10 protein-coding genes are annotated in these 12,067 nt (G+C 69.1%); 5 read left to right on the forward strand and 5 right to left on the reverse strand.

Annotated elements, in window-relative coordinates; translation table 11 throughout:
- Positions 1–103 precede the first annotated feature (103 nt).
- The 5 genes from AB0435_RS04410 (at position 104) to AB0435_RS04430 (ending at position 6,155) form a co-directional block, all read left to right on the forward strand.
- Positions 104–1,081, forward strand: coding sequence for an ABC transporter permease (locus tag AB0435_RS04410; protein ID WP_366002810.1), 978 nt, complete (start codon positions 104–106; stop codon positions 1,079–1,081).
- A 47-nt stretch (positions 1,082–1,128) separates the two neighbouring features.
- Positions 1,129–2,934 (forward strand): ABC transporter substrate-binding protein, encoded by a 1,806-nt coding sequence (locus AB0435_RS04415; RefSeq protein ID WP_366426171.1) that lies wholly within the window; start codon positions 1,129–1,131, stop codon positions 2,932–2,934.
- Positions 2,935–3,086: 152 nt separating this feature from the next.
- Positions 3,087–4,064 carry an ABC transporter permease gene (locus tag AB0435_RS04420; protein WP_366002813.1) on the forward strand — a complete coding sequence of 326 codons (978 nt, stop codon included), beginning with the start codon at positions 3,087–3,089 and terminating at the stop codon, positions 4,062–4,064.
- A gap of 13 nt (positions 4,065–4,077) precedes the next feature.
- Positions 4,078–5,100 (forward strand): ABC transporter ATP-binding protein, encoded by a 1,023-nt coding sequence (locus AB0435_RS04425; RefSeq protein ID WP_366002814.1) that lies wholly within the window; start codon positions 4,078–4,080, stop codon positions 5,098–5,100.
- Positions 5,097–6,155, forward strand: coding sequence for a dipeptide ABC transporter ATP-binding protein (locus AB0435_RS04430; RefSeq protein WP_366426172.1), 1,059 nt, complete (start codon positions 5,097–5,099; stop codon positions 6,153–6,155). The genes AB0435_RS04425 and AB0435_RS04430 overlap by 4 nt, the downstream gene beginning before the upstream one ends.
- Before the next feature lie 146 nt (positions 6,156–6,301).
- Here the strand turns inward: AB0435_RS04430 and AB0435_RS04435 are convergent, their stop codons facing one another.
- From AB0435_RS04435 to AB0435_RS04455, 5 genes are all read right to left on the reverse strand, one after another.
- Positions 6,302–7,342 (reverse strand): dipeptide ABC transporter ATP-binding protein, encoded by a 1,041-nt coding sequence (locus AB0435_RS04435; RefSeq protein WP_366426173.1) that lies wholly within the window; start codon positions 7,340–7,342, stop codon positions 6,302–6,304.
- Positions 7,332–8,333, reverse strand: a complete 1,002-nt coding sequence (locus tag AB0435_RS04440; protein WP_366426174.1) for an ABC transporter ATP-binding protein — start codon at positions 8,331–8,333, stop codon at positions 7,332–7,334. The genes AB0435_RS04435 and AB0435_RS04440 overlap by 11 nt, the downstream gene beginning before the upstream one ends.
- Before the next feature lie 11 nt (positions 8,334–8,344).
- Positions 8,345–9,316, reverse strand: a complete 972-nt coding sequence (locus AB0435_RS04445) for an ABC transporter permease (RefSeq protein ID WP_366002818.1) — start codon at positions 9,314–9,316, stop codon at positions 8,345–8,347.
- Complete coding sequence (locus AB0435_RS04450; protein WP_366426175.1) at positions 9,309–10,232, reverse strand: ABC transporter permease; 924 nt, start codon at positions 10,230–10,232, stop codon at positions 9,309–9,311. The genes AB0435_RS04445 and AB0435_RS04450 overlap by 8 nt, the downstream gene beginning before the upstream one ends.
- 66 nt (positions 10,233–10,298) lie before the next feature.
- On the reverse strand, positions 10,299–11,912 hold the full coding sequence (locus AB0435_RS04455) for an ABC transporter substrate-binding protein (protein WP_366426176.1): 1,614 nt from the start codon (positions 11,910–11,912) through the stop codon (positions 10,299–10,301).
- Positions 11,913–12,067 lie beyond the last annotated feature (155 nt).

Raw genomic sequence — 12,067 nt, forward strand, 5'->3', positions numbered from 1 at the left:
CTCTTGACTGCGCTGTGAATCCATTGCCAAAGTCCGCTCAACCCACCGTTGCGCTCCAGGTCCGCGATGGGCCAACTGGTCTACAGTGCGGGGGATTTAGGCGATGACGAGTCCTTCCCGGAGCACCCTGGCACAACCGGAGCTGGCGGGCCGCTCACCCGGCCGGCTGATGTGGCGCCGCTTCAAGCGCGACCGCGCCGGGGTGATCTCCGCGTACGTCGTGCTGTTCTTCTTCCTCGTCGCGCTGGCCGCCCCGCTGATCTCCAAGCTCTACGGGAAGGACGCGACGACCACCTACGGGCTGAACGAGCGGGGGCTGCTGAACGAGTTCGGCTATCCCGTGAAGCCCAACGGCGGTGTCTCCGGCCGCTTCTGGTTCGGCATCGAGCCGACCCTGGGCCGGGACGTACTGTCCCAGCTGGTCTACGGGATCCGCACCTCCCTGCTCATCGCGACCGCCGCCACCGTCCTGTGCGTGGTCACGGGCGTCCTGGTGGGGGTGACGGCCGGATATCTGGGCGGGCGGACGGACTATCTCCTGGGGCGGTTCATCGACCTGCTGCTGGCCTTTCCCTCGCAGCTGTCCTTCATCGCCTTCACGCCGGTCGTCTACTCCCTCTTCGTCAGCCCCGAGAAGGAGACGCCCACCTATCTGCGGGTGGTGACCCTGATCCTGGTCCTGTGGGTGCTGGGCTGGATGGGGCTGGCGCGCCTGCTGCGCGGGCAGGTGCTGAGCCTGCGGGAGCGGGAGTTCGTCGAGGCGGCCAAGGTCACCGGCGCCTCCCCCTGGCGGATCATCAGCAAGGAGCTGCTGCCCAACCTCTGGACCCCGATCCTGGTGCAGTCGACGCTGATGCTGCCCTCGATCGTGACCATCGAGGCGGGCCTGTCCTTCATCGGCGTCGGCATCGTGGAACCCACGCCCGACTGGGGCCGGATGTTCGCGAACGGCGCCCACTACTACGAGAGCGACATCACCTACATCTTCTTCCCCGGCCTCGCGATGATCATTTTCGTGGTCGCCTTCAACCTGCTCGGGGACTCGGTCCGGGACGCCTTCGACCCCAGGACCGGACGCTGACGCAGGTGCCCTACCAGTTATCGACGGACAGGCAGGTGCATCGACCCATGAACCCGTTGACGAGACATCCCAGGCCGGGATACCGGTGGTGTACGGCCGCGGCCCTGGCGGCCGGTGCCCTGGTGCTCTCCGCGTGCAGCAGCGGAGGCGGCGGCGGGGACGGGGCGAAGGACCAGGGGCCCGGCGCGGACAAGAACAGGTCCTCGAACTACTCGATAGGCACCAAGGAGGACTCGGCCGGCCCCGCCCCCGAGGTGCCCGGTGCCAAGAAGGGCGGCACCGTCGGCGTCCTCCAGCGCGACGCCTTCGTCCACCTGGACCCGGCGCAGATCTACTACAGCGACATGCTCACCGACCAGATGCTCTACAACCGTTCCCTGACCACGTACAAGGTGGACGACAAGGGCCAGGTCAAGGTCGTCGGTGACCTGGCGACCGACGCGGGCACGCCCTCCGACGGCGGGAAGACCTGGAAGTTCACCCTCAAGGACGGGCTGAAGTTCGAGGACGGCTCCGCCATCACCTCCCAGGACGTCCGGTGGGGCATCGAGCGGCTCTACGCCGACTTCGAGACGGACGGCCCGCAGTACATCCCGCAGTGGCTCTCCGGCGACGGCACCGCCTTCCGTAAGGCGCTGCCCGACGGCCCGTACAAGGGCAAGCACCTGCCCTCGTCCGTGCTGGACACCCCGGACGACAAGACGGTCGTCTTCCACTTCCTGGCGCCGCACGCCGACACGCCCTTCGCGACCGCGATGCCCAACATCGGCGCGGTCAAGGCGGCGAAGGACACCCAGCGGAAGTACGACAACGCCCCCTTCTCCTCGGGCCCTTACAAGGTCGGGGACTACAAGGTCGGCAAGTCGCTGACGCTGGTGCGCAACGACCAGTGGGATCCGAGGACGGACCCCGTGCGCCACCAGTACGCCGACCGGTTCGAGATCAGCTTCGGCCACCAGTACGCCGACTCCACCCGCCGCTTCCTCGCCGACCAGGGCGGTGACAAGAACGCCATGTCGTTCTCCAACGCCGTCGCGCCGGAGATGACGGAGAAGGTGCTGAACCAGGCGGACACCAAGGACCGCCGCTTCGTGGAGATCCAGCCGTACGTCGACTACATCAGCTTCAACATGGACCGGCTCAAGGACGTCAGGGTCCGCAAGGCGCTCGCGTACGCCATGCCCAACGGGCAGATCCTCCAGCAGATGGGCGGCACGACCGCCGGGGTGCTGGCCACCAACTACCTCTCCCCCGCCATGGACGGCTATCAGCCGACCGACCCGTACGGGAAGAAGGCCAAGCCCGCCGGTGACCCGGACAAGGCCAGGGAACTGCTGAAGGAGGCCGGCAAGGAGGGGCAGGAGATCGTCTACGCCTACCCCAACACGGACCTCCAGCAGAAGGTCTCCGTGGTCGTCACCCAGGCGCTGGAGCGCGCCGGCTTCAAGGTGCAGAAGAAGGAGATCGACTCCAACACCTGGGCGACCGCGATCGCCGAGGTGAAGAACAAGTTCGACATCTACCGCACGTCGTGGGGCGCGGACTGGCCCGTCTCCTCGACCGTGGTGCCCCCGCTCTTCGACGGCCGGGGGATCGCCGACGGCGCCCAGAACTACGGTCACCTCGACGACGCCGCCGTCAACAAGGAGATCGACCGGATCAACGCCGTCCCGGACGTGAAGCAGGCCGCGCCCCAGTGGCAGAAGCTCGCCGACAAGATCCTCACGGACGACGTCCCGGGCGTGCCGACCTTCTACAACCGGCAGTTCGCGCTGTGGGGTTCGAACCTCGGCGGGGTCCGCTACCACCCGGTCTACGGCACCGCCGACCCGACGGGCGTCTACGTCAAGTAGCGCCGGTCCCCGTGCGGCCGGACCACCACCGGCCCGGCCGCACCCCCGCGCCGGACCCGTACCGCCGTCCGGCCCACGTCCCACAGACAGGACAGCCCACAGACAGGACAGCCTGCCGACAGGACAGCCCGCCGACCGGAAGACCGCGAACCATGCTTCGATTCCTCGCCCGCCGCTCGCTCGGCGCGATCGTGATCATCCTGCTGATCAGCGCGATCACCTTCCTGCTCTTCTTCGCGCTGCCCTCCCAGCCGGCCCTGATGTCCTGCGGCAAGAACTGCACCCCGGACGCCATCGCCGTCATCAACAAGAATCTGGGGCTCGACCAGCCCGTGCCCGTGCAGTACTGGCACTACATGACGGGCATCTTCGTCGGCCGCGACTTCTCCGTCGGCCACTGCCCGGCCCCCTGCTTCGGCTATTCCTTCTCCAACCAGCAGCCGGTCTGGGGCACCATCGTCGACCGCTTCCCGACCACCTTGTCCATCACCCTCGGCGGGGCGGCCGTCTTCCTCGTCGTCGGCATCGGCATCGGCATGATCGCCGCCGCCTTCCGCGGCACCTGGATCGACAAGTTCTTCAGCTCCCTGTCGCTGGTCGGCAACGCCCTCCAGATCTACTTCGTCGGCGTGATCGCGCTCGCGGTCCTCGTCAGCGGCCTGCACTGGATGGACAACCCCGCCTACTACCCCATCACCCGGAATCCCGGGAAGTGGTTCATGGGGATGCTCATCCCCTGGCTGGTGCTCTCCATCATCTTCATCGCCAACTACAGCCGCATGACGCGCTCCCAGATGATCGAGCAGCTGGGCGAGGACCATGTGCGCACCGCGCGCGCCAAGGGCCTCAGCCGGCGCACCGTCTTCTTCCGGTACGCCTGGCGGGGCGCGCTGGCCCCGATCGTCACCATCTTCGGCATCGACCTCGGGTCGCTCTTCGGCGGCGCGATCATCACCGAGTTCACCTTCAGCCTGCACGGGCTGGGGCGGCTGGCCGTCTCCTCGGTCAGCGAGACCGACCTGCCCACCCTGATGGCGGTGATGCTCGTCGGCTGCACGGCGATCGTCGTCGCCAACATCGTGGTGGACGCCGCCTACGCCGTCATCGACCCGCGCGTGCGCCTCGCCTAGGAGCAACGACACCGTGACCACATCCGAGGGCGCGTTCCTGGCCGTACGGGACCTCTTCGTCCGCTTCGACACCGAGGACGGCGTCGTCAAGGCCGTCGACGGGCTCTCCTTCGAGCTCGAACGCGGCCGCACGCTCGGCATCGTCGGCGAGTCCGGCTCCGGGAAGTCCGTCACCAACCTCGCGGTCCTCGGGCTGCACGACCCGCGGCACACCGAGATCAAGGGCGAGATCCTGCTCGACGGGCAGGAGCTGACCGGCGCGCCGGAGTCCGCGCTGGAGAAGCTCCGCGGCGACAAGATGGCCATGATCTTCCAGGACTCGCTCACCGCGCTCTCGCCGTACTACACCGTCGGCCGCCAGATCGCCGAGCCCTACCGCAAGCACACCGGTGCCTCCCGGCGCGAGGCCCGGCAGCGCGCCGTGGAGATGCTGGACAAGGTCGGCATCCCCAACGCCACGCTGCGCGTGGACGATTACCCGCACCAGTTCTCCGGCGGGATGCGGCAGCGGGCGATGATCGCGATGGCCCTCGTCTGCGACCCCGAGCTGCTGATCGCCGACGAGCCGACGACGGCCCTCGACGTGACCGTGCAGGCCCAGATCCTCGACCTGCTCAAGGAGCTCCAGCAGCAGACCGGTTCGGCGATCATCCTCATCACCCATGACCTCGGGGTCGTGGCCCACACGGTGGACGAGCTGCTGGTGATGTACGCGGGCCGGGCCGTGGAGCGTGGCACGGTCCGCGAGGTGCTCGACGAGCCCCACCACCCGTACACCTGGGGGCTGCTGCGCTCCATGCCGCTGCTGGACTCCGACGTCGAGGAGCCGCTCGTCCCCATCCCCGGCACCCCGCCGAGCCTGCTCACACCGCCGCCCGGCTGCCCCTTCCACCCGCGCTGCGGCTACGTCGCCGAGGTCGGCGGCGACCGGTGCCGCACCGAGCGCCCCGAGCTGCCGCCCGGCCGCGGCGCGGCCTGCCACCTCCCGCCCGCCCGGCGGCGGACGGCCTTCGACCGGCCCGAGGAGTCCCGATGAGCGACCAGGTGTCCCCGGGCGAGCCGCTGCTCGTCGCCGAGGGGCTGACCAAACACTTCCCGATCATGGGCGGCTTCCCGTTCCGCCGGAAGGTGGGGGCGGTGCAGGCGGTGGACGGCATCGACCTGACCGTACGGGCGGGCGAGAGCTTCGGCCTGGTCGGCGAGTCGGGCTGCGGCAAGTCGACCACCGGGCGGCTGCTCACCCGCCTCCTGGAGCCCACGGCCGGGCGGATCACCTACCAGGGCCGCGACATCACCCACGCGCGGCGCGCGGAGCTGGCGCCGGTCCGCGCCCAGATCCAGATGATCTTCCAGGACCCGTACGCGTCCCTGAACCCCCGGCAGACCGTCGGCCGGATCATCTCCGGGCCGATGGAGATCAACGACATCCGGCCGCCCGGCGGCCGCGAGGCGCGCGTACGCGAGCTCCTGGAGACCGTGGGGCTCAACCCCGAGCACTACAACCGCTTCCCGCACGAGTTCTCCGGCGGCCAGCGGCAGCGCATCGGGGTGGCCCGCGCGCTCGCCCTGGAGCCGCGGCTGGTGGTGGCGGACGAGCCGGTGTCCGCGCTCGACGTGTCCATCCAGGCGCAGGTGGTCAACCTGCTCCGCTCCCTCCAGCGGGAGCTGGGCATCGCCTTCCTCTTCATCGCCCACGACCTCGCCGTCGTCCGGCACTTCTCGCAGCGCGTCGCCGTGATGTACCTCGGGCGCATCGTCGAGGTGGGCGACCGCGACGACATCTACCGCCGCCCGCGCCACCCTTACACCCACGCGCTGCTGTCCGCGGTCCCGGAGGGCCTCACCGCCGGCGCCCCGACCCGCGAACGGATCCGCCTGGCGGGCGACGTCCCGTCCCCCATCAGCCCGCCTTCGGGGTGCCGCTTCCGTACGCGGTGCTGGAAGGCGCGCCCGAAGTGCGCGGAGGAGGAGCCGCCGCTTGTGCGGCTGGAGGGGAGCGGTTCTTCTCACCTGGCTGCGTGCCACTTCCCGGAGCCGCCGACGGTGGAACGCGACCGGGAGGTGATCCTGGACCCGGCGCTGTCGGGCTGATTTTCAGCCCGTCCAGCGTTTGAGGACAACGCGCGAAGCGTGTTGCGGGGTCTGGGGAGCAGCCCCCCACGCGGCGGAGCCGCACATCAGACGCAGCCGGGAAGGGGCGGGGCTGGGGAAAAGGCCCGCCGCAGGCGCAACGGACCTCAGTCAGAGCCCGGCACAACCTCCCGCTCCTCAGCGAAGTGGCAAGCCGATTCATGCGTGGCCCCCCCACCCCCTTCCCGGAACCAGTCCGGCACCTCCAGCGGCGGGACCACCTCCGCACACTTCGCCTGCGCCTTCCAGCACCGCGTACGGAAGCGGCACCCCGAAGGCGGCGCCGCGGGCGACGGCACGTCGCCGGCGAGCAGGATCCGCTCGCGGCGCGCGCGGGCCCGCGGGTCCGGCACGGGGACGGCGGAGAGCAGGGCCTGGGTGTAGGGGTGCGTCGGATGTTCGTAGATCTGCTCGTCCGTGCCCACCTCCGCGAGCCGTCCGAGATACATCACCGCGACCCGGTCGCAGATGTGCCGGACCACGGACAGGTCGTGGGCGATGAAGACGTACGACAGGTCGAACTCGTCCTGGAGCCGCTCCAGGAGGTTGACGACCTGGGCCTGCACCGAGACGTCCAGCGCCGAGACCGGCTCGTCACAGACGATCACCTCCGGGCGCAGCGCGAGCCCGCGGGCGATGCCGATGCGCTGGCGCTGGCCGCCGGAGAACTGGTGCGGATAGCGGTTGATGTATTCGGGGTTGAGGCCGACGACGTCCAGCAGTTCGCGGACCTTCTGCCGCCGGCTGCCCTTCGGGGCCACCTCGGGGTGGATCTCGAAGGGCTCGCCGATGATGTCGCCCACCGTCATACGGGGGTTGAGCGAGGTGTAGGGGTCCTGGAAGACCATCTGGATGTTGCGGCGTACGGCCTTCAGCGCGCGCCCGGACAGCTTGGTGATGTCCTCGCCCTTGTAGCGGATCACCCCGCTGGTCGGCCGTTCCAGGTTGACGAGCAGCTTGGCGACCGTCGACTTGCCGCAGCCGGACTCCCCGACGATGCCGAGCGTCTCGCCGCGCCGCAGGTCGAAGGAGACGCCGGAGACCGCCTGGACGGCGCCGACCTGCCGCTGGAAGACGATGCCCTGGGTCAGCGGATAGTGCTTGACGAGGTCGCGCACCTCCAGGATCACCTCGCTGTCAGCTCTCATCGAGGGTTTCCTTCCAGAAGTGGCAGGCGCTGGTCCGGCCGGGGGCGACGGTGAAGAGCGGTGGCCGGTCGGTGCGGCAGATGTCCCGGGCGCGGGGGCAGCGGGGGTTGAAGGGGCAACCGGGCGGGATGGCGGTCAGGTTGGGCGGCAGGCCCTTGATCGCGTAGAGCTGCTTGCCCTTGCGGTCCAGGCGCGGGATGGAGTCGAGGAGACCGCGGGTGTAGGGGTGGGCGGGCGCGGCGTAGAGGTCGAGGACGGGTGCGGTCTCGACGATGCGGCCCGCGTACATCACGGCGATCTTGTCGGCGACGTCCGCCACCACGCCCAGGTCGTGGGTGATGAGGACGAGGCCCATGTCGTACTCGCGCTGGAGCTCGGCCAGCAGGTCCATCACCTGCGCCTGGACGGTCACGTCCAGGGCCGTGGTGGGCTCGTCCGCGATGACGAGGTCGGGTTCCAGGGCGATCGCCATCGCGATCATGATGCGCTGGCGCATGCCGCCGGAGAACTGGTGCGGGTAGTCGCCCACCCGGTCCTTGGCCGCCGGGATGCGGACCCGGTCCATCAGCTGGACCGCCCTGGCCCGGGAGTCCTTGCGGGTCATCCCCTCGTGCACTTCGAACATCTCGCTGAGCTGGGCTCCCACGCTCAGCACGGGGTTGAGCGAGGAGAGGGCGTCCTGGAAGATCATGGCGAGCTTGGCGCCCCGCACGCGGCGGCGCGTCTCGGCGGGCATGGTCAGCAGGTCCTGGCCGCGGAAGAAGACCTGGCCGCCGGTGACATGGCCCGGGGGCGAGTCGAGGATGCCCATGACGGCCTGCGCCGTGACGGACTTGCCGGAGCCCGACTCGCCGAGCACGGCGAGGGTCTCGCCGGCGTCGACGCCGTAGCTCACGCCGTTGACGGCCTTGGCCACACCCTCGCGGGTGCGGAACTCGACCCGGAGGTCGCGTACGTCCAGCAGGGCCGGCCGTGCTTCCTGGTGCTCCATCCGCCCGCTCCTCAGCGCAGTTTGGGGTCGAGGGCGTCGCGCACCGCGTCGCCGAGCATGATGAACGCCAGCACCGTGATGCTCAGTGCTCCCGCGGGCCACAGCAGCATGTGCGGGGCGTTGCGGATCTGGACGGAGGCGTTGGAGATGTCGATGCCCCAGGAGACGGTGGGTGGTTTGAGCCCGACGCCGATGAAGGACAGCGTCGCCTCCAGGGCGATGTACGTGCCGAGCGCGATGGTCGCCACGACGATGACCGGGGCCACGGCGTTGGGCGCGATGTGCCGCAGCAGCATCCGCCCGTTCCCGGCGCCGAGCGCCCGCGCGGCCTGGACGTAGTCGTTCTGTTTCGCGGTGACGACGGCGCCGCGGGCGATGCGGGAGATCTGCGGCCAGCCCAGCAGCACGATGAACCCGACGACGGGCCACACCGATCCGCTGGTGACCACCGAGAGGAAGACCAGCCCGCCCAGGATGATCGGGATGCCGAAGAAGATGTCGGCGAGCCGGGACAGCAGCGCGTCCCACCAGCCGCCGTAGAAGCCCGCGAGCCCGCCGAGCACGCTGCCGAGCAGCGTGGCCCCGGCCGTGGCGCAGATGCCGACGGTGATGGAGGCGCGCGCGCCGTGGACCGTACGGGTGTAGACGTCGCAGCCCTGGGCGTCGTAGCCGAAGGGGTGGCCCGGCGCGGAACCGTCCTGGGCCTTGGCGAGGTCGCACTGGAGCGGGTTGCCGCTCGCGATCATCTCCGGCCAGACGGCGATCAGCACCAGAAAGACGATGATCAGCGCCGAGACCACGAAGACGGGGTTGCGGCGCAGGTCCTGCCAGGCGTCGGACCACAGGCTGCGGGGCTTGCCCGTGGGCACCCCGCCGGTCGGCGGCGGCCCCTTCTCCAGCGTCTCCGCCTCGCTGGTGGCCAGGCTCATCGCGCCGCCCCCTGCGGGGGTGATGGCGTCCTGCGGCTCGGGGGACTCAGGCATAGCGGATCCTCGGGTCGAGCACGGCGTAGAGGAGGTCGACCAGCAGATTGGCCATCAGGAAGACGATGACCAGGATCGTCACGAAGCCCACCACGGTCGGCGAGTTCTGCCGCAGGATGCCCTGGAACAGCTGGTAGCCGACGCCGTGGATGTTGAAGATCCGCTCGGTGACGATGGCGCCGCCCATCAGCGCCCCGATGTCGGTGCCGATGAAGGTGACGACGGGGATCAGGGAGTTGCGCAGCAGGTGCCGGGTGATGATCCGGCGCCGCGGCAGGCCCTTGGCGACGGCTGTGCGGATGTAGTCCGCGCGGGAGTTCTCCGCGATGGACGTGCGCGTCAGCCGGGTGACGTACGCCAGCGAGGTCAGGCCCAGCACCACTCCCGGCAGGAGCAGTTCGTCGAGCGGGGCGTCGGGCGAGACGGAGGGCGAGGCCAGCCCCCATTTCACGCCGAAGAGGAACTGCAGCACGTAGCCGCTGACGAAGGTCGGGATGGAGACCACGACGAGGGTGAGCAGCAGTACCGAGGTGTCCACCGAGCGGCCGCGCCGCAGCCCGCTGAGGACGCCGAGCACGATGCCCACGACGATCTCGAAGACGACGGCGGTGAGCGTGAGGCGCAGCGTCACCGGAAAGGCGCCTGCCATCAGCTCGGTGACCTTCTGGCCGTTGAAGGCCGTGCCGAAGTCACCGGTGAGGATCTGCCCCATGTAGTGCAGGTACTGCTTCCACAGCGGCGCGTCGAGATAGAGCTCCTGGCGGATCCGCGCGGCGGTCGCGGGGTCGGGCGCCTTGTCGCCGAAGAGCGCGGCGACGGGGTCGCCCAGGGTGTAGACCATGAAGAAGATCAGGAACGTGCTGCCGATGAACACCGGGATCATCTGGAGCAGCCGCCGGATCACATACCGTCCCATGAGGGCTCCGGGGGTCGTGGCGGGAGGCCCGGGCGGGCCGGGCCTCCCGGTCCGTGCGAAGGCTCGTCAACTGACCTTGATCTGCTCGTAGACGGGCACGCTGAAGGGGTTGAGCGTGACGTCGGAGAGCCTCTCGGAATAGCCGGCGCTGCCGTTCTGGTACCACAGCGGAATGGCCGGCATCTGCTCGGCGAGGATCTTCTCGGCGTCCTGGAACGTGGCGTCCGCCTTGTCCGCCGAGCTTTCCGCGTTGGCCTCGTCGACGAGCTTGTCGAACCGCGGGTCGGAGAACTTCCCGTAGTTCGACGCGGCGTCGGTGTAGTAGAGCGGTTGCAGGAAGTTCTGGATGAGCGGGTAGTCCATCTGCCAGCCCGAGCGGAAGGGGCCGGTCATCCGCTGCTCGGCGGTCTGGTTCCGGAAGTCCGCGAAGGTGCCGATGGGGTTGACGGTGCACGCCCGGTCGTCGCCCAGGGCGTTGTTGATGCTGTTGCAGACGGCGTCCATCCACACGCGGTGCGAGCCGGTGTCGACGTTGGAGGTGAGGGTGACCCGGCCGCCGGGCAGCCCGCCGCCGTCATGGATCAGCTTCTTCGCCATGGCGGCGTCGTACGTGCAGGCGGCACCGCACAGGCCCGACTTGTAGCCGCCCTTGTCACCGAGGGCCGGGGAGGTCCAGTCGGTCGCCGGGGTGCGGGTCTTCCGGTAGATCTGATCGGTGATCTGCTCGCGGTTGACGGCCATGGACAGCCCCCTGCGGACCTTCTCCATCCCGCTTTTCGACCAGGCCGGGTCGTACATCGGGAAGGCCAGGGTCTGGATGATGCCGGCCGGCTGGTTGATGTAGCGGTCACCGAGGTCCTTCTTGACGTTCTTCAGCTGGGCGCTCGGAATGTCGTCGACCAGGTCGAGGTTCCCGGCCTGGAGGTCGGTGTACGCGGTGTTGTTGTCGGTGTAGACCCGCAGCTCCACGCCCTTGTTCTGCGCCTTGTCGGGGCCTGGGTAGGTGTCCCGTCTGACGAGCTTCATCGACGAGCCCTTGTTGTAGGAGTCGATGACGTACGGGCCGTTGCCGATGGGCTTCTTCAGCCAGGCGGCGTGGTTCTCGAAGAAGGCCGCGGGCAGCGGGGCATAGGCGGCGTAGCCGAGGGTGTCGGGCCAGGTGGAGAACTTCGTCCGCAGCTTGACCGTGAAGGTCCTGTCGTCCTTCACGGACAGGCCGGGGAGAGTCTTCGCCTTCGCCGTCCCACTGGCCGGGTGGACCTTGTCGTAGCCGTCGATGTACGCGAAGAAGGAGGCGTTCTTCTGTTTGTTGTCGATCAGGGCCGCGTAGTTCCAGGCGTCCACGAAGGACTTCGAGGTGACCTTCTCGCCGTTGCTGAAGGTCCAGCCGTCCTTGACGCTGATGGTGAAATTCTGCTGGTCGGAGGTCTCGATCCGGTCGGCGAGCATGTTCTCCGCCGCGCCGCTCCTGGGGTCGTACCGCTTGAGCCCCCGGAAGATCATGTCCAGCACCTTGCCGCCCTGGACCTCATTGGTGTCGGCGGGCTCCAGCTGGTTCTGCGGATCCCCCCAGGAGGCCCGCACCACCCCGGCACGCACGCTGCTGCCCCCGCACCCCGACGCCACCAGCACCACCGACAGCACACAGACACCCCACCGGACACGCGCGACTCCCCGCATGGGGGCCCTCCTCGTCCTCAGCCTCACTTAGGACGAGATAACACCCCATGAGGTGACGCGATGGGGCTCTTTGGGTGCCGGACGGCGCAGAAACCGCCCGTATGCGTGAGTGAGGGTCCTCGAACGCGGGACGGGCCGGACGGTGCGGGTGATCC

The organism is Streptomyces sp. NPDC051173, from assembly GCF_040689515.1.
Classification (GTDB): Bacteria; Actinomycetota; Actinomycetes; order Streptomycetales; family Streptomycetaceae; genus Streptomyces.